Source organism: Paramesorhizobium salinisoli (genome assembly GCF_003335045.1).
Taxonomy (GTDB): domain Bacteria; phylum Pseudomonadota; class Alphaproteobacteria; order Rhizobiales; family Rhizobiaceae; genus Paramesorhizobium; species Paramesorhizobium salinisoli.
The window spans coordinates 430,809-448,346 of record NZ_QOZG01000003.1 but is presented as its reverse complement, the minus strand read 5'-3'; the positions used below and the strand labels follow the sequence as shown (position 1 = coordinate 448,346).

The window sequence follows — 17,538 nt, the reverse complement described above, 5'->3', positions numbered from 1 at the left end:
GGAGGAGACGATGGGGCAAACCGCGACGGCGCTTCTTGAGGGGCGAGAAGCCCTTGCAGGGCTGGACCGCCCCATCCTGGTCTTCGACAGCGGCATTGGCGGGTTGACTGTCCTGCGCGAGGCGCGGGTGCTGATGCCGGACCGCCGCTTCGTCTATATCGCCGACGATGCGGGTTTTCCCTATGGCGTTTGGGATGAGGAAGCGCTTACGCGCCGTATTGTCACGCTTTTCGGCGGCTTTCTCGCCCGGCACGATCCGGAAATCGCTGTTATCGCGTGCAATACGGCGTCGACGCTTGTGCTCGATGATCTGCGCCGCGCCTATCCCGCAACGCCCTTCGTCGGCACGGTGCCGGCGATCAAGCCTGCGGCGGAGCGCACGCGCTCCCGCCTGGTCTCGGTGCTGGCGACGCCCGGCACGGTGAAGCGTGCCTATACACGCGATCTCATTCAATCATTTGCAACGCAATGCCATGTGCGTCTCGTTGGCAGCGAAAATCTTGCCCGCCTGGCGGAAGCCCATATCAGGGGCGACGAGGTCGACGACGAAGCGGTCGCCAAGGAAATTGCGCCTTGCTTCATCGAGACAAAGGAGGGGCGCACGGATATTGTCGTGCTCGCCTGCACGCATTACCCCTTTATGGCCAATGTCTTTCGCCGGCTCGCGCCGTGGCCGGTGGATTGGCTCGACCCGGCGGAGGCGATTGCGCGCCGCGCCCGCTCACTTCTCTCAAGCAGCGGCGCACAGCCGGAACATGGCGACGACATCGCCATTTTCACCTCCGGCCAGCCTGATTTCTCGACGCGGCGGCTGATGCAGGGGTTTGGGTTGGCGCAAGGCGCTGTCTAACCCAGCGCCTTGCGCACCTCCGGTGCGACGCGGGTGCCAAAGAGTTCGATGGTCTTCATCATCTTGTCGTGTGGCAGATTGCCGACGCCGGATTGCATCAGGAAGCGGTCGTGTCTGAAATAGGAATGTTCGAGCAGGATCTTGTCGACGACTTCCTGCGGGCTGCCGGTCAGAAGCGAGCCGCGCGGGCCGCGCATGGCGTCAAACTGGGCGCGGGTGGTGGGCGGCCAGCCGCGCTCGCGGCCGATCTGGCTCATGACATGGGCATAAGGCGGGAAGAAATCGTCTGCGGCGCTCTGTGAATCCTCGGCGACAAACCCGATCGAATTGATGCCGACGCGGAGGCTTTCCGGCGCATGGCCGGCTTTTGCTCCCGCCTCGCGGTAGAGATCGACGAGCGGTGCAAAACGCTCGGGGTCGCCGCCGATGATAGCAATGGCGAGCGGCAGGCCCAACATGCCGGCGCGCACCACGGATTGAGGCGTGCCGCCAACGGCGATCCACACCGGCAGCGGGTTCTGCAACGGACGCGGATAGACCCCGCGATTGTCGATGGGTGCGCGCAATTCGCCAGACCAGGTCACGCGCTCGCTCTTTCGTAGGGCGAGAAGCAGGTCGAGCTTTTCGGCGAACAGCTTATCGTAATCATTGAGGTCATAGCCGAACAAGGGATAGGACTCGATGAATGAGCCGCGCCCGGCCATGATCTCGGCCCGTCCGTTGGAGATGAGATCGAGCGTTGAAAAGCTCTGGAAGACGCGGATCGGGTCGTCGGAAGAGAGCACCGTTACCGCGCTGGTGAGGCGGATGTTCCTGGTGCGCGTGGCGGCGGCGGCCAGAACGACGGCGGGGGCGGAGACGGCATATTCCGGGCGGTGATGTTCGCCGACGCCGAAGACATCGAGCCCGACCTGATCGGCGAGTTCGATTTCCTCGATAAGGTTCTTGAGCCTTTCGGCCGGCGTGACCGGACGCCCGGTCTTCGGGTCCGGTCCCATGTCCGCGAAGGTGTAGATGCCGAGTTCCATGATGCCCAAGCCTTTCGGAAAGTATGATCCCGAAAAGTTGCAGACTTTCCGGACAAGATCATGCGCGAAAAAGAGAATGATCGGGCTCACAAATACGGTGCGCCCTTGGTGTTGTTAAGGACGCACCTTTTCGTATTCAAGTCACCTGGAGGAAACCGGCGTGGGACAAGTTCTCCTGTCTTGCCGCTAATCCATGCGGAAAACCGGTTCCCCCTGTTCCTGGATTTGCTTTAGTAAGCAGCGGTGAAGCGCTTGCGGATGTGCTTGCCCTGCTCGGCCTCGTCGAGAATGGCCACGGCCAGATCTGCGGTCGAAATCCGGCTGTCGCCTTCGCCGTCGAATACCGGCTGGTCGGCGCCAAGGCGGTATTTTCCGGTGCGTTTGCCCGGTTCAAGATGAAACGGGGGGGAGACGAAGGTCCAGTCCAGGCCGTTCTCAGTACGAAGTTCGTTCAGGGCCTGGCGTGCGCCGAGCGCGCCTTCCTTCCATTCCGCAGGAAATTCCGGCGTATCGACAAACTGGACGCCAGAGGCGCTTTCGAGGCTGCCGGCGCCGCCGATGACGATCAGCCGCTTGACGCCAGCCTTCTTGGCGGCCTCGTTTATCGACTGGCTGCCCTTTATGTGGATCGCGCGGATTTCCGGGTTGCCCCAGCCGGGATTATAGGCGGAGATGACGATATCGTGACCCGCAAGCGCATCCGCCAGGGCACCGGTATCGAGAATATCGGTCTTTAAGGCGGTAACATTGTCCAGCTTTTCCACCTTTTCGGGATGGCGGACGATCGCGGTGACGGAATAACCGCGGGAGGCGGCTTCTTTAAGGATCTGCGAGCCGACGAAACCCGTGGCGCCAATGAGGGCAATCTTTGCCATTGCAATTGTTCCTTTCAATCTGTGAGCATGGAAGGTATTTTAGGTAGTCAGGTTATCCAAGGTAACTACTTATAAAGAGCGCGACGATCTGTGAAGAACGCACTTTTTTCTATTCAGGGCACATGGGTGTAACCGCGCTCGGGGTGGATGGGGTACGCGGACAGAAAAGCGCTCATCCAGTCCCGCGAAGGATCGAAGCAGAAACATGACGATTTCGACAAAGCCTGAGGGCAGTGCGCCACTTCTTGTCACGACGCCGGGCTTCGAGCCGGATGGCGAGGGAGGCTGCCCGATTCGCGAAGTGCTTAACCGGGTAGGGGATACCTGGAGTATCCTCGTGATATTCAATCTTCAGGAGAGGCCGCTACGTTTCAATGCGCTACGCCGGCGCATCGAGGGCATATCGCAGCGCATGCTGACGGTGACGCTCAGGTCGATGGAGCGCGACGGGCTGGTGGCGCGGCGGGTAAAGCCGGTCTCACCGCCGGAGGTGGAATATTCGCTGACCGAACTTGGTCACTCCCTTGCCAAGCCGATCACCGAACTTGGCAATTGGGCGGCCCAGCATCGCTCCGCCCTGCGCATGGCGCGGGCGGCTTTCGATGCAGAGAACGGGTAGTTCTTCGGCGGTCGCCTGAACTTCACTCGGCTGTGGTTCGGATCTCGATCGCCTGCAGCTTGCCCTTGGTGATGCCGCAGCGAAGCGTGACGTCGGCCCAGTTCGTGGAATCGTTACGTGGGCGAGCCTGACCCTGGACCGAAATGACGGCTGAAACCTTCCTGGGGTCCTTGTCGCTGAACTTGCCCGATTTCTGATTGACCTTGACCTTGCCGATATCTTCCTCCGTGAAGCCGAGGCGGTCGAATTTCTTGCTCTTCTTAACGAGGTCATAGCCCGTGGCTATGCAATCGGCCGTCTGGGGCGATGCATGCTGGTCTTTCACCAGCGTTTGATAATTTCCCCTGAAATCCCGTGTTTTCTTTGGTGGCGTTTCCGCGTGAGCGACGCCGGCCGCGATGAGAGAGACGAATATTGTCGCCATCAATGGTCTGGTGAGTTTCATTTCAGTGATTCCTCGTATTGAGAGCCGATCAAAAGAATATTCCGCCGATCGGGTTATTTTTGTGTTGATGAAAACTTTTCGTCTACTGGCAGATGCGCGACGTGCAACTGCCGCCATGGCAGCCCTGGTCGAGATGAAGATTGGTTTTGTGCGCCGCGTCGCCATCGGGACCGATAACGGTCATGAACATGTCGCAACTCGTCTTATGAATTGCGCGCCAGAATTCCTTCTCTTCCGGCGTTCCGTTCCAGCCCGTTGCAAGTTCCGTCTTCAGGCCATTCCTGAAGCTGAAGGACATGATGTCGAGCGCATTGGCAAAGGCGTGTTCGGACGTGCGGCCGGCGGACCCGCCATTGACTTTTCGGCACTGATAATCCGAACCGGTGCCAATCGCCTCGATCTCTGCATTGAAGGATTTCAGCGCCGCTATGCGCACCTCCTTCGCCCATTGCGCGAGCGTGACGGCCATCGAGCAGTTGGTGGTGATCGGCGCGATAAACCGCAAAGGATTTTCCTTGCCGATGGCGGCAAGCGACAGCGGCGATCTTTCTCCGCACATCCCCTCGGACAGAGGCGCAATGAGCGTGCCCTGGACTTCGCCATTCATCAGCGCGGGGCAGGCGGACTGATAGATCCGCTTGTCCTGCGTCCCGGCGTCTTTCTCGTCATGCGGCTCTGCCTCGTCGGGCTTTGCAGGCGGCGCTGCAGGAACGGGCGGTTGTGACTGAGGGGTGGCGTCCTTGCGCTTTTTGTCTTCAGGCTCTTCCCGGGGTGCAGCTGTGGGGGCGGGCTCTTTCGGTTCCGATCTGGGCTGTTCAGCCTTGAGCTCATTGGCTGTGGGCTGCTTTTCTTCTTCCGGGCTTGGCCTCGGCTGCGGAATGGGAATGGTACCCGGCATCTGGGTAGGGCTGGCGGCGCTGGTGATGGGGGAGGCGCGACGCGGGCGCTGGCTCTGTTTGCGGGGCGCAGCCCGTCTGGTTCTGACCGTTTTCTTCCTGGTGGCCCTGGGCTTGAAGACATCGAGAATGTTTTCAGCCTTCGCCTGGCTCGACATTACGGGAATATCAGCAGCAGGAGAGATGAGAAGCCCGATCGTTGCGGCTATCATCGCTAGAAAGCCGTTGCGTAACGGTCGCTGGAAGGAAAGGTTCACGGGCGATCTTTCTCCTGTTTCACATTTCTAGTGATAGTCCTATATTGCCATGCGATGGCTAAGCATCGTGTCACGCTTGGTGACAAAACGTATCAAAATTGGCTGATGTTCCGCGCGCGCAATCGGCTTCAAAGCTTGACATAGGGACAAGCCCTGTCTAGAAGCCAGCCAGCGCAGGGCTTTTCAGCTCTGCGTTTCATTTGACGTGTCCCGTGGATGTATGCCGCAAAGCGTGCGGGCATCATCCTGTCAGTCCTCGAAAACGGAGGGCAGAGGAGGGCGCGTTTCCTTGATCGGAGTGTTGAGCTTCGATCGTCAACGTTTGAAGGGAAATGCGATGAGCAAGCGCGAATCCGCAAAATACAAGATCGACCGCCGTCTCGGCGAAAATATCTGGGGCCGTCCGAAGTCCCCGGTCAACCGCCGCGAATACGGCCCCGGCCAGCACGGTCAGCGCCGCAAGGGCAAGCTTTCCGACTTCGGCGTGCAGCTGCGCGCCAAGCAGAAGCTCAAGGGCTATTACGGCGACATTTCGGAAAAGCAGTTCCGCAAGGTCTATGAGGAAGCTTCCCGCCGCAAGGGCGATACGGGCGAGCACCTGATCGGCATTCTGGAGACGCGTCTCGACGCCATTGTCTACCGCGCCAAGTTCGTTCCGACGATCTTCGCAGCGCGCCAGTTCGTCAATCACGGCCACATCAATGTCAACGGCCGCCGCGTCAACATCCAGTCGTACCGCGTCAAGCCGGGCGATGTGATCGAAGTGCGCGAGAAGTCGAAGCAGCTCGCTCTGGTTCTCGAAGCAGCACAGCTCGCCGAGCGCGACGTGCCGGAATATATCGAGGTCGATCACAACAAGATGACCGCCAAGTTCACCCGTATACCGGCTTTCTCGGATGTACCCTATCCGGTGAAAATGGAGCCAAGCCTGGTCGTCGAATTCTATTCGCGCTAAGGTTTTCGACAGTTTAGAAAGAAGCCGCCCTGTTCATACAGGGCGGCTTTTTTGTATCTGGGAGACAGGTTTGGGACAGGAAAGGTGGCGGAGAGGCGGATGAGCGAGCTTCAGGAACTGGTCGAGGGCGTCTATCGCGATCTCAAGAGCCATATCGGGGAGGGCAAGATCGCCGACTATATTCCCGAACTCGCCAAGGTCGATCCGAAACAGTTCGGCATCGCGGTGGCGACGCTGGACGGCGGTTTCCATGTCGTCGGCGATGCGGAAACATCTTTCTCCATCCAAAGCATTTCCAAGGTCTTCACGCTGACGCTGGCGCTCGGCAAGGCCGGCGACACGCTCTGGACCCGTGTCGGGCGCGAGCCGTCCGGCTCGGCGTTCAATTCCATCGTCCAGCTCGAATATGAGAAGGGCAAGCCGCGCAATCCGTTCATCAATGCGGGTGCCATCGCCGTGGCGGATCTGATTCTCGCCGGACATCAGCCGCGTGAGGCGATTGGCGAGATCGTTCATTTCGCGCGTTTTCTCGCCGGGGACGACAGCATCGCCATCGACCATGAAGTGGCAAAGTCGGAAGCCGAGACGGGCTACCGCAATATAGCGCTTGCCAATTTCATGCGCTCCTTCGGCAGGCTCGACCATCCGGTGGAGCATGTTCTCGGCGTCTATGTTCATCATTGCGCATTGGCCATGTCCTGCCGGCAGCTCGCGCGGGCCGGGCTCTATCTCGCAGCCGGCGGAAACGATCCCCTGCTCGGAAATCGCGTCGTTTCGCGGGAGCGGGCGCGGCGCATCAATTCGCTCATGCTGATGTGCGGCCATTATGATGGTTCGGGCGATTTCGCCTTTCGCGTCGGTTTGCCAGGCAAGAGCGGTGTCGGCGGTGGTATCCTCGCGGTGGCTCCCGGCAAGGCATCGATCGCGGTCTGGTCGCCGGGTCTCAATGAATATGGAAATTCGCAGGTCGGCGCTGCCGCGCTTGAACTCTTGGCGCACCGGACAGGTTGGTCGATTTTCGGTTCCTGATCCTGTTTCGGATTCCTTTGTGTTTTGCGTTTGTCGCATCCGCCGGATAAAGGAAGGGCCATGACCGTTCACGATCCAGATTTCCCCTCCGATCCCGATGCCGATGGCTGCCATCCGCTGTTCCGCGACGTGCCGTCGTCGGTGGCCTTCAACAAGCTGCGCAAGCGTCTCCTGCGCCAGACGCGGCAGGCGATCGAGGATTTCGGCATGGTCAAATCCGGTGAGCGCTGGCTGGTCGGTCTTTCGGGTGGGAAAGATTCCTATGGGCTCCTCGCGCTGCTGCTCGATCTGAAATGGCGGGGACTGCTTCCCGTCGATCTCATCGCCTGCAATCTCGACCAGGGGCAACCGAATTTTCCCAAGCATATCCTGCCGGAATTCCTGACGCGCTATGGGATACCGCATCGCATCGAATACAGGGACACCTATTCGATCGTCACCGAGAAGGTGCCTGAGAACCAGACCTATTGCTCGCTCTGCTCGCGTCTGCGGCGCGGCAATCTCTATCGCGTGGCGCGCGAGGAGGGCTGTTCGGCGCTGGTGCTTGGCCATCACCGCGAGGATATTCTCGAAACCTTCTTCATGAATTTCTTCCATGGCGGGAGGCTTGCGGCGATGCCGCCGAAACTCGTCAATGACGAGGGCGACCTGATGTTGCTGCGCCCGCTTGCCTATGCGGCGGAGGAGGATCTGGAGAAATTCGCCTCTGCCATGCGCTTTCCGATCATCCCATGCGATCTTTGCGGCAGCCAGGACGGGCTGCAGCGCAATGCGATGAAGGCGATGCTGGCCGACATCGAAAAGCGCATGCCGGGCCGTAAGGAAACGATGATCCGCGCGCTTGCCCATGTGCGGCCGAGCCATCTTCTCGACCGTCAATTGTTCGATTTTGCCGGGCTGCAATCCATGACAGGGACCCACGATGTTTGATGAAAAGAGTATCGACTGGCTGGCCGATCTTCTGGCGGAGACGGCGAAGGCCGAGATCATGCCGCGCTTCCGGCGGCTTGGCAAAGGCGATATCAGGCAGAAAACCTCTGCCTCCGATCTCGTCACCGAGGCTGACGTGAACGCCGAGCGCGTTATCACCAAGGCATTGCAAGAGCGCTATCCCGATGCGCTTGTGATTGGCGAGGAGGCATGCAGCGACAATCCGGCGCTCCTCGACGGGTTGGGCGATGCCCGGCTTGCCTTCGTCATCGATCCAGTCGACGGCACGTATAATTTTGCTTCTGACGTTCCGCTGTTCGGCGTCATGCTTGCCGTGGTGGTCAATGGCGAAACGGTAGCCGGCATCATCCATGATCCGGTGGGGCAGGATTGGCTTATCGGCATGCGCGGCGCAGGCAGCCATATCCGCAGATCCGATAATTCATTGGAAAAGGTTGGTGTGGCCGAACCGGTTTCCGTCTCCGAGATGACAGGCGCAATTTCATGGCCATATCTGCCCGAACCCGAGCGTACGCGTCTGGCGCGAAACCATGCCAAATGCCTGGCGCAGATCGGCTATCGCTGCGCAGCGCATGAATATCGGGTGATCGCCAGCGGATATGCGCATTTTGCCGTCTATGGCAAGCTCATGCCCTGGGACCATCTGGGGGGTGTGCTCATCCACACAGAGGCCGGCGGCCATGCCGCGCGGTTTGACGGCAGCGCCTATTTGCCCTCGCATGTCGGCGGCGGGCTGATGATCGCGCCTGACAAGGCAAGCTGGAGGGAATTGCGCGAGGCGCTCTGGGCGGAATAGTCCAGTCAGATAGCGGATAGAGCTGATGCCGGAAAGCGAAACGGTTCTTCGTTGGGATCGTTCCGGAATCTTGCACCGTGGCCAGCCTCGTCGCGCCTCCCAATTGGACGCTCGACGCTTTAATGTGGATCGATGACCTGTGGCGCCGGTGCGTTATGCGGCTGGAACAGTTTTCCCCGTTCGGCGAAGAGCACGCAGATCAGGGCGATGGCACCGAGCAAGAAATAACCCGCTGCTATGGGCGTCGTCGTGCCATCGAAGGTCTGCCCGATGATGGCGCCGATCGTTGCCCCGATCAGCGTCTGCGTAAAGCCAAGCACCGATGACGCCGTGCCTGCGACCTTGCCAAGCGGCTCCATGGCAAGCGAATTGAAATTCGCGCCGATCGAGCCGAAGCAGAACATAACGGTGGCGAACATCAGGAGGAAAAGCGGGAACGGGACGGCGTCGTTGCCTTGCATCGACAGGACGAGCCAGATCAGGCTGACGAGGATGAAGACCAGCAGCATGGTATGGGAGATGCGGCGCATGCCAAAGCGCCCGACAAGGCGTGAATTGAGGAACGACGACAGCGCCATAGTCGCCGCGACCGCGGCAAAGGCGATCGGGAACAATTCGTTGAGCCCATAAATATCGACATAGATCTGCTGGGCTGAATTGATGAAGCCGAAGAGTGCACCGAGCATGAAGGACGTGGCAAGCGTGTAGCAGAGCGCCGCACGATTGGTGAGCACGATGGCAAATCCCCTGGCGACCGATCCCGCAGTGAAAGGCCGACGGTTCTCCCGGGCAAGCGTCTCGGGAAGACGGAAGAACGCCCACAACGCGATGGCAAGCGCCCCTACGGCCATGAAGGCGAAGATCATATGCCATTCGCCGAAAAGCATGATGAACTGACCCGTGGCCGGCGCTATGACCGGAATGATCATGAATACCATCATGACGAGCGACATGACCTCGGCCATCTGCCGTCCGTCGAATGTGTCACGCACGATGGAGATGGCGATGACGCGCGTGGCCGCAGCGCCGACGCCCTGAAGAACGCGGAAGCCGAGAAGCATCGCGAAACTTGGCGAGAGGGCGGCCCCGATGGCGGAGAGAACATAAATTACAAGACCGATCAGCAGAGGCGCGCGCCGGCCAAAGCGGTCGCTGATCGGGCCATAGGCAAGCTGCGAAACGCCGAAGCCGAAGAGATAGGCCGAGATGACATATTGCCGATGGTTTTCGGACGTCACGCCGAGGCTTGCGCCGATCTCCTGCAATCCGGGCAACATGATATCGATGGCGAGCGAATTGATCGCCATCAATGCCGCGATCAGCGAGATGAACTCGATGCGCCCGATCTGCGTCTTCAATTGCTGGAGGTTGGTCGTCGGCAAATCCGTGGTCATGGCTCGGCTATCGTCTCATTGAGCAAGTCCGGGAACTGACTTCATCTGGAAAGCAGCGACTGCTTTTTCATCGGACCTTGCGTGAAAACCTGGAGGAGAGCCGTTCCCTGATTCCAAAAAGAACAACGCTCGTGATCGACTCAACGAGAAAGGCGTCGGAATGCCGACGCCTTGCAAACTTCCGAACGCCTGGAAGTTGCTGCAATATCCGATCAGGCGGCCTTGGTGGCGATGCCCTTGCCGGTGAACAGCTCCTGAAGCTCTCCGGCCTGGAACATTTCACGGATAATGTCGCAGCCGCCGACAAATTCACCCTTTACGTAGAGCTGTGGGATGGTCGGCCAATTTGAATATTCCTTGATGCCCTGACGAAGTTCGTCGGAGGACAGCACGTTGATGCCTTTGTAATCGACGCCGATATAATCGAGAATCTGCACAACCTGGCCGGAAAAGCCGCATTGCGGAAATCCGGGCGTGCCCTTCATGAAGAGCACAACGTCGTTGCTCTTGACTTCATTGCCGATGAATTCACTGATGCCGCTCATTTCGTCTTCCTTTCCGCGCCGGGGGAGGGAGTCCGGCAAAGTAAGCACTCGTTTAGTGATATTTATGGCAGGAAGCGCCGGGGTGCAATGCGGGAAAGCGATTATCCTGACGATCCCTGGTTTTGGCCCCGCCATGCGGCCGGGCTGAGGGACGTGACGCGGCGAAACTCGCGGTTGACGTCTGGAACCCTGCCTCCAACATGGCGGCGGTTAGGGAAATGTCCGTTACTGCAAGCCGCACCCGAAGCGAATCCATGCGGAACTGGTCAATATGGCAGTCGCCGCATTCAGCAGAGCGCGGAACGCGAAACGTTAAAGCAAACCTATCAGGACGCGGCGTTCACTCCGGTGCGCTTGTCTGAAGCGCCAGGGCGTGTAGCACGCCGCCCATATTGCCTTTCAGCGCATCATAGACCATCTGATGCTGTTGAACGCGGGACTTTCCACGAAAGCTCTCCGCGACGACTTCGGCCGCATAATGATCGCCATCGCCGGCGAGATCGCGGATCGTCACCTTCGCGTCCGGAATTGCGTCCTCGATCATTTTCTGAATGTCGTGTGCGTCCATCGCCATTTGTAGTCTCCCCATTCAGGCGGCTGCCGCATACCCGGTACGAGTCGAGAAATGGCAACCTTTTCCCATGATATGGAGACAATGGCCGGCGGCGTCAATCGTAACAAGCGGTCGATTGCCGGCCAATTTCATTATGGGGCTACGCGCTAGGCGGCGGCCAGCCTTGGCTTATAAAGAGTGTATTCTTCAGTGAGGCCGAGCTCGATCCTCTGCGCAGCGGTCAGCGGAAAGGGCCGGTTTGCACCGGCGGCATCGCGCCACCATTGCGGAATGTTCCATGAGCCGAATTCCTTGCGCTCATCGGCTTTTCTGGATCGGCGGCTTTCCTGGACATGGAAGAATGCCGCGTTGGTGATGCGCCGGCGCAGCCATGTCTTGAGGGAACGCCGCGAAGCCTTGGTGAGAATATTCTCGCCGAGCCACGTCGTTTTCATATCCTGTTCCTGCGACAGTTCCCACCAGGCATAGCCAAGGCTGACCTGATCCCAGACCAGGGGATATTCCGAACAATAGGCGGACCATCTGTCGATGAGCCGCCCGGCGGCCGCGCTTTTGCCGAAATAGATCTGGCCGCCGGAAAAATTCCATCCCTGACGCTTCACTGCGGCAAAATCGCTGTCGATACCCATCAATTCGCGGGGAAGGCGCAGGAGCTCGGCATCGGCATCCACCCAGCAGATCGGCCGCTCCGAACGCTGCCAGACATCCCTGATGAAACTGGCCTTCACCGCGCAGTTCTCGACCCAGCTTGATTTTGCAGGTCTTGGTTCGATGATCGTATCGAGCCCTAGGCGCTCGGCGGATTTCTGCAATTTTTGGGCTAATGTCTCATAGGCCGTGGCGGGTGTGTAGTAGGAGACGATGACGGGCATCGCGGTCTCAGGCATGTGTGCTGACCTCGGAAGGGGATTTGGCGGTGAGATTGGGGAAGAAGGCTTGTGGGGCGAAGCCTGCAGCAGGAGGGACACAACGGCTGTGATCAACCGTTGTGTTTAACGCAGATGTATTGGCGGAAAATCGTGGCGGCTTTTCGGCGCTTTTTCCTAATCCAGCACGACGCCGGTCATATAGGCGGGGAACCAGCCCTCATTGGCCTTTGTCAGATCGTCAACCGCAACGTCGAGAATACCATCCATCACCAGCGATGTGCCACCGACCGTTCCGAGCGTGCGGAAGGGCACACCTGAGCCTTCTGCGTTGAGCGTGAGCAGTTTGGCCATCTCCGGTTTCGCTGCGACGACATAGCGGGCCTGGTCTTCGCCGAAGAGGCGGGCATGGCGGGGTCCTTCGCCGATATCGACCGTGGCGCCCTTGCCCGATTTGATGCACATTTCAGCAAGCGCCACCGCAAGACCGCCATCGGATAGATCGTGGCAGGCGGTCATCTGGCCGTTGCGGATGCCTGAGCGAACGAAATCGCCGTTGCGCTTTTCCATGGCAAGATCGACCGGAGGCGGCGGACCATCGGCGCGGTCGAGAAGGTCGCGCATATAGATGGACTGCCCAAGATGCGTGCCGTCGCCGCCGAGAAGCACGAGCACGTCGCCTTCCTGCATGCCGCCGATCTTCGCCATCACGTTCCAGTCGGGGATGAGGCCGACGCCGGCAATGGTCGGGGTAGGGAGGATCGCCTCGCCGTTGGTCTCGTTATAGAGCGAGACATTGCCCGAGACGATGGGGAAGGAGAGGGCGCGGCAGGCCTCACCGATGCCCTGAACAGCCTTGACGAGCTGACCCATGATCTCCGGCTTTTCCGGATTGCCGAAATTGAGGTTGTCGGTGGCCGCGAGCGGTTCCGCGCCGACGGCGCTCAGATTGCGCCAGCATTCGGCGACGGCCTGTTTGCCGCCTTCGAACGGGTCGGCCTCGACGTAACGCGGCGTGACATCGGAGGAGAAGGCGAGCGCCTTCGTCTCATGGCCTTCGACACGAACGACACCCGCATCGCCGCCGGGGATCTGCAGCGAATTGCCCTGGATCAGCGTGTCATATTGCTCGTAGACCCAGCGGCGCGAGGAGAGATCGGGCGAGCCGATGAGCTTGACGAGGGCTTCGCCATAGTCCTCGACTTCCGTGACGTTTTCTGCGGGGAGCGGGGCATGGCGGCCGGGCTCCATCCATGGGCGGTCATATTCCGGCGCCTCATCGCCCAGTTCCTTGATCGGCAGATTGGCGACTTCCTTGCCCTGATGCAGGACGCGGAAGCGCAGATCGTCCGTCGTATGGCCGACGATGGCGAAGTCGAGGCCCCATTTGCGGAAAATTGCCTCTGCTTCCTTTTCCTGTTCCGGGCGCAGCACCATGAGCATGCGCTCCTGGCTTTCGGAAAGCATCATCTCATAGGCTGTCATGCTCGCTTCGCGCACCGGCACCTTGTCGAGATCCAGCTCGATGCCGAGATCGCCCTTGGCGCCCATCTCGACCGCCGAGCAGGTGAGGCCCGCCGCGCCCATGTCCTGAATGGCGATGACCGCGCCCGACGCCATGAGTTCGAGGCAGGCTTCGAGCAGGCATTTTTCCGTGAAGGGATCGCCGACCTGTACGGTCGGGCGCTTTTCCTCGATGGATTCGTCGAATTCAGCCGAGGCCATCGTCGCTCCGCCGACGCCATCGCGACCCGTCTTGGCGCCGAGATAGACGACGGGCAGGCCAACGCCCTTTGCTTGCGAGAGGAAGATCGCGTCGGTCTTGGCAAGGCCTGCTGCGAAGGCGTTGACCAGGATATTGCCATTGTAGCGCTTGTCGAAATTCACTTCGCCGCCGACGGTCGGCACGCCGAAGGCATTGCCGTAGCCGCCGACGCCGGCGACCACGCCCGATACCAAATGCCGGGTCTTGGGATGGTCCGGCGCGCCGAAGCGCAACGCGTTCATCCCCGCGATGGGACGCGCGCCCATGGTGAAGACGTCGCGCAGAATGCCGCCCACGCCGGTCGCCGCGCCCTGATAGGGCTCGATATAGGAAGGGTGGTTGTGGCTCTCCATCTTGAAGACGACGCAATCGCCATCGCCGATATCGACCACACCAGCGTTCTCGCCCGGCCCCTGGATGACCTGCGGGCCGGTTGTGGGCAACGTGCGCAGCCATTTCTTGGAGGATTTATAGGAACAATGCTCGTTCCACATGGCCGAGAAGATGCCAAGTTCGGTAAAGCTCGGCTCGCGTCCGATCAAATCGAGAATGCGCTGATACTCGTCCGGCTTCAGGCCGTGGGCGGCGATCAGGTCAGGCGTGATGGCGATGTCGTTGCGAATGGTCATTTCTGTCCAATTTCTCTGATTTCCGGCCCAGACGGGTATTGCCGTCCATATCCCGGGGAACCACGTGGATTGTTCCCCCGGCCTATAGCCGAATTCCCATCAGCCAAGAAAGGGAAACGGACGGAATTTATGAAAAAATCGTGATTATTCGGATTGTAGGGCCTATTCCATTCCGTCGTAACCGGCCCGCGCATTGTCGAGAAGCTGGCGCAGGATGTTGAAGCCGCGCCTGACGTCTTCCTGCGTATTGAGCGCGGAAAACGCCGCGCGGACGCAGTGGCAGACGCGGTCGGCCTGGCCCACCTTGAACGCATCGGCCTCGACAATGGCCACGCCTGCCTCAAGTGCGGCATTCTTGAAGGTTCCCGGCAGCCAGGGGTCGGGCAGCGTGAGCCATATATAGGGGCAGCGCGGATCGCTTACGAAGCGATGTCCTGTCATTATTTCGCGAGCGATTTCTTCCCTCAGCCGGATTTCACGCAGAACGGCGGCCCTAAGCCTTGCCGCTTCGCCGCTGAGGACCAGCCGCGCGGTGACCTCCGTCATCACGTAGGGCAGGCCGCCTGTCATGAGCTTCTTGGCGTTGATGATCTGGTTGGTGAAGCCGATTGGTCCGGAAATCCAGCCCGCGCGCAATCCCGCGCTCAGCAGCTTCGAGACGCCTGAGACGTGGAAGGTACGCTCGGGCGCGAAATGCGCTAAAGGCGGCGGCGCGTCATCAAACGCCTCGCCGTAGATATTGTCCTCGATGATCCAGACATTATGACGACGGGCGATTTCGACGATCCGCCGCCGATTTTCCTCAGGCATGACCGTGATCGTCGGATTGTTCATCGTGGGAATGACGACCAGCATCTTCGGATGATCGCGCGCGCATACGCGCTCGAAATCGTCGGGGTCCAGCCCTTCATCGCCCCCGCGTACTTTGATGGGGCGGCGGCCGATGAGGGCAGCACCGCGCGCCAGCGCGCTGTAGGTCAAGTCCTCGAAGGCGATCTTGTCTCCCGGCGCGGTTACCCCCGCGATGACATTCTGGACGCCGCTCAGCGCACCGGTTGTGGGTATGATCGTCTCAAGAGCCGGGCGCCAGCCGCAGGTGGCGAGCCATGTTGCGCCGGCCTCGCGCCATTCATCGGAAAGCGTGCGCGTATAATCGTTGGCGCGGTGCGGCTCGTCGATAAAAACCTGCGCCAGCATTGGCCCTATAATTGCCGCCTGGCCGACATCGACGCCTGCGGTCGAGTCCATGCGCAGCGCCTGCGCAAGGGCAGGCGAGGCATCGACCCGCGCACCGCGGAAATCAGGATCCTGGAACACGACCGATGGCCGATCCGCGCCCTGCCGCGCAAGAACATAAGTGCCGCGCCCGACTTCGCCGGCGACAAGGCCTCGTTCGGCTGCGAGCGCATAGGCCCGGCTTATTGTTCCTATTGTCACCTTCATATCATAGGCGAGATCGCGTTGCGGCGGCAGGCGAGTACCAGGCTGGAGGACACCGGAATCGATATCGCGGTCCATCGCCTCCGTAATCGCTATATATTTCGGCGCTTTAATGCCCGTGATGTCGGGTGTCCAATTTGTCATGGTGACAATAATAGACTTGAAAAGAACGTTGAGTCAATCGATGGTGACAATTGGGCGGTCAAGATGGATCTGGAGTATAATTATGGATACAATGAGGACAATTATCCCTCGGATAAAGACGGGAAATCCATCATTGGAGCACCGCCCGGAGGTATATTCAGGCAGTCAGACGTTTTTTCGGAAGTGGATCGCCTGGTTTCTGCAAGGTTTCCGCGTGCAGCGCACGCGCAGGGCGTTGCGGCAGCTGACGGATGACGAGTTGCGCGATATCGGGCTCAGGCCAGACGAGGCAGCACGCGAAGCCAAGCGCCCGATCTGGGACCGGAACACGCATTTCGACCGGTGGGGTTGAGTCTCCGGGTGTTTCAGCCGACGCCGGCGCACCCGTTGTCGCCAGCCGACCAGCGGCGGATATCGGACGCGATGCGGTTGCCGTGCGAGCCCTGCATCAGCGGGCCGAAGGCCTCGACCTTGGCAGGATGACCCTCTGCCTGGACGACAAGCAGCGGGCGGTCGCCTGGATTTCTCGCCGGCACGACCAGGATGCGCGGACGGCCCGTGAAGGAGTTCAGCTCAGGCGCCAGCCGATAGGGGCGGAAAGCTGCGTCCTTGGATTTGAACCAGCATGAATTGGCGGCGAGCGCTACGCGCTCCATTGTGGACAGCGCGGTATTCTCGCTCGACAGGGCGATCGCGCCGGGGCCGGGTTTTTTCTCCGATTGGCAGGCTGCCAGAGGCAGAAGCGCTGTAGCCGCCGCAACCGCGAGAAAAGTTCTTTTCATGCATGAAACTCCGCAGACCAGGAGATAAAGGGATGTTTTAGGCCAGGCTTGGCTGAAATACCTTCAGCCCGTCGCTCATTTCGTCCCACACGCGTGAGAGCGGGGGATGCTGAACGGCTTTGTGGGCGTAGGCGTCAAATTTGGGGTAAGCGTCGAGCAAATCGTTGAGACCGGTCATCTTTCGTAGCGGATCGAGGATAAAGCGGATCGGTGTCAGCCAGGCGTCGGCAAAGCTCATCGCTCTGCCGTATGCAAACGGGCCGTCCGATAATCTCTCCTCGACAATGGAAAGCCCCTGCCGGAGTTTACGCAGTTCGGCGGCGATGGCCGTGTCGTTGCGCTCCTTCACGCTGTGGAGGATGAAAAGCTCTGTGGCGGGCGCCAATATTTCGAGCTCGGCAATGCGGGCGATGATGCGCACCCGCGCCCGGTCCTTCGGATCGGCGGGCAGGAGCGGCGTTTCAGGGAAATGCTCTTCCAGATATTCGGCAATGACCGAGGCTTCGAAGAGCGTCTCGCCCGATCCGGTGATCAGCACCGGAATGCGCTTCGTCGGTGAAATCGCTCGGAATTCCTCGGGGATCGGCACGCCCGGGGGTGGTGCAATGAGTTTTACCGGGAGATTCTTGGCATAGATGATGCCTCGGATGATGGAGGAATAGGGAGAAAGCGGCCGCGAATAAAGTTTCAAGGCTGAT

The 17,538-nt window shown here is 59.9% G+C and carries 19 protein-coding genes; 7 read left to right on the top strand and 12 right to left on the bottom strand.

The window, feature by feature from the left end; translation table 11 throughout:
• The first annotated feature begins 10 nt into the window (after window positions 1-10).
• Complete coding sequence (gene murI, locus DUT91_RS09125) at window positions 11-850, top strand: glutamate racemase (RefSeq protein ID WP_114440199.1); 840 nt, start codon at window positions 11-13, stop codon at window positions 848-850.
• Here the strand turns inward: murI and DUT91_RS09120 are convergent.
• Window positions 847-1,878: an LLM class flavin-dependent oxidoreductase gene (locus DUT91_RS09120; protein ID WP_114440198.1), complete on the bottom strand. Its 1,032-nt coding sequence runs from the start codon at window positions 1,876-1,878 to the stop codon at window positions 847-849. The genes murI and DUT91_RS09120 overlap by 4 nt on opposite strands.
• Window positions 1,879-2,108: 230 nt before the next feature.
• The gene (locus tag DUT91_RS09115) at window positions 2,109-2,753 is read right to left on the bottom strand and encodes an NAD(P)-dependent oxidoreductase (protein WP_114440041.1); all 645 of its coding nucleotides are present in this window, start codon (window positions 2,751-2,753) and stop codon (window positions 2,109-2,111) included.
• Between the two features lie 205 nt (window positions 2,754-2,958).
• Here DUT91_RS09115 and DUT91_RS09110 point away from each other — a divergent pair, with 205 nt between their 5' ends.
• Window positions 2,959-3,372, top strand: a complete 414-nt coding sequence (locus tag DUT91_RS09110; protein WP_114440040.1) for a winged helix-turn-helix transcriptional regulator — start codon at window positions 2,959-2,961, stop codon at window positions 3,370-3,372.
• 22 nt (window positions 3,373-3,394) lie between these two features.
• Here the strand turns inward: DUT91_RS09110 and bspC are convergent, their stop codons facing one another.
• Window positions 3,395-3,817, bottom strand: a complete 423-nt coding sequence (gene bspC / locus DUT91_RS09105; protein WP_114440039.1) for a type IV secretion system effector BspC — start codon at window positions 3,815-3,817, stop codon at window positions 3,395-3,397.
• 82 nt (window positions 3,818-3,899) lie between these two features.
• Complete coding sequence (locus tag DUT91_RS09100) at window positions 3,900-4,970, bottom strand: extensin-like domain-containing protein (RefSeq protein WP_114440038.1); 1,071 nt, start codon at window positions 4,968-4,970, stop codon at window positions 3,900-3,902.
• 337 nt (window positions 4,971-5,307) lie between these two features.
• Here DUT91_RS09100 and rpsD point away from each other — a divergent pair, with 337 nt between their 5' ends.
• The 4 genes from rpsD to DUT91_RS09080 all read left to right on the top strand — a co-directional run bounded on the left by rpsD (window position 5,308) and on the right by DUT91_RS09080 (window position 8,701).
• The gene (rpsD, locus tag DUT91_RS09095) at window positions 5,308-5,925 is read left to right on the top strand and encodes a 30S ribosomal protein S4 (protein WP_114440037.1); all 618 of its coding nucleotides are present in this window, start codon (window positions 5,308-5,310) and stop codon (window positions 5,923-5,925) included.
• Window positions 5,926-6,024: 99 nt separating this feature from the next.
• Window positions 6,025-6,954: a glutaminase gene (locus tag DUT91_RS09090; RefSeq protein ID WP_114440036.1), complete on the top strand. Its 930-nt coding sequence runs from the start codon at window positions 6,025-6,027 to the stop codon at window positions 6,952-6,954.
• Between the two features lie 60 nt (window positions 6,955-7,014).
• On the top strand, window positions 7,015-7,884 hold the full coding sequence (ttcA, locus tag DUT91_RS09085) for a tRNA 2-thiocytidine(32) synthetase TtcA (protein ID WP_114440035.1): 870 nt from the start codon (window positions 7,015-7,017) through the stop codon (window positions 7,882-7,884).
• Complete coding sequence (locus DUT91_RS09080; protein WP_114440034.1) at window positions 7,877-8,701, top strand: inositol monophosphatase family protein; 825 nt, start codon at window positions 7,877-7,879, stop codon at window positions 8,699-8,701. The genes ttcA and DUT91_RS09080 overlap by 8 nt, the downstream gene beginning before the upstream one ends.
• A 119-nt stretch (window positions 8,702-8,820) precedes the next feature.
• Here the strand turns inward: DUT91_RS09080 and DUT91_RS09075 are convergent, their stop codons facing one another.
• The 6 genes from DUT91_RS09075 to DUT91_RS09045 form a co-directional block, all read right to left on the bottom strand.
• Window positions 8,821-10,095: a multidrug effflux MFS transporter gene (locus DUT91_RS09075; RefSeq protein WP_200834932.1), complete on the bottom strand. Its 1,275-nt coding sequence runs from the start codon at window positions 10,093-10,095 to the stop codon at window positions 8,821-8,823.
• Window positions 10,096-10,307: 212 nt separating this feature from the next.
• Window positions 10,308-10,640, bottom strand: coding sequence for a Grx4 family monothiol glutaredoxin (grxD, locus tag DUT91_RS09070; RefSeq protein WP_114440033.1), 333 nt, complete (start codon window positions 10,638-10,640; stop codon window positions 10,308-10,310).
• A gap of 340 nt (window positions 10,641-10,980) precedes the next feature.
• Window positions 10,981-11,214: a BolA/IbaG family iron-sulfur metabolism protein gene (locus DUT91_RS09060; RefSeq protein ID WP_105744927.1), complete on the bottom strand. Its 234-nt coding sequence runs from the start codon at window positions 11,212-11,214 to the stop codon at window positions 10,981-10,983.
• 146 nt (window positions 11,215-11,360) lie between these two features.
• Window positions 11,361-12,101: a hypothetical protein gene (locus DUT91_RS09055; protein ID WP_114440032.1), complete on the bottom strand. Its 741-nt coding sequence runs from the start codon at window positions 12,099-12,101 to the stop codon at window positions 11,361-11,363.
• A gap of 156 nt (window positions 12,102-12,257) precedes the next feature.
• Window positions 12,258-14,474, bottom strand: coding sequence for a phosphoribosylformylglycinamidine synthase subunit PurL (purL, locus tag DUT91_RS09050; protein WP_114440031.1), 2,217 nt, complete (start codon window positions 14,472-14,474; stop codon window positions 12,258-12,260).
• 162 nt (window positions 14,475-14,636) lie between these two features.
• Window positions 14,637-16,058 (bottom strand): aminotransferase-like domain-containing protein, encoded by a 1,422-nt coding sequence (locus DUT91_RS09045; RefSeq protein WP_114440030.1) that lies wholly within the window; start codon window positions 16,056-16,058, stop codon window positions 14,637-14,639.
• Between the two features lie 214 nt (window positions 16,059-16,272).
• Between DUT91_RS09045 and DUT91_RS26530 the strand changes: the two genes are divergently transcribed.
• A complete protein-coding gene (locus tag DUT91_RS26530) occupies window positions 16,273-16,410 on the top strand; it encodes a DUF1127 domain-containing protein (RefSeq protein ID WP_245419640.1) in 138 nt (45 codons plus the stop codon).
• Window positions 16,411-16,423: 13 nt separating this feature from the next.
• Here DUT91_RS26530 and DUT91_RS09035 read toward each other — a convergent pair whose 3' ends face one another.
• Both DUT91_RS09035 and DUT91_RS09030 read right to left on the bottom strand, forming a co-directional pair.
• Window positions 16,424-16,840: a hypothetical protein gene (locus tag DUT91_RS09035; protein WP_114440028.1), complete on the bottom strand. Its 417-nt coding sequence runs from the start codon at window positions 16,838-16,840 to the stop codon at window positions 16,424-16,426.
• 37 nt (window positions 16,841-16,877) lie between these two features.
• Window positions 16,878-17,531, bottom strand: coding sequence for a glutathione S-transferase family protein (locus DUT91_RS09030; RefSeq protein ID WP_114440027.1), 654 nt, complete (start codon window positions 17,529-17,531; stop codon window positions 16,878-16,880).
• Window positions 17,532-17,538 lie beyond the last annotated feature (7 nt).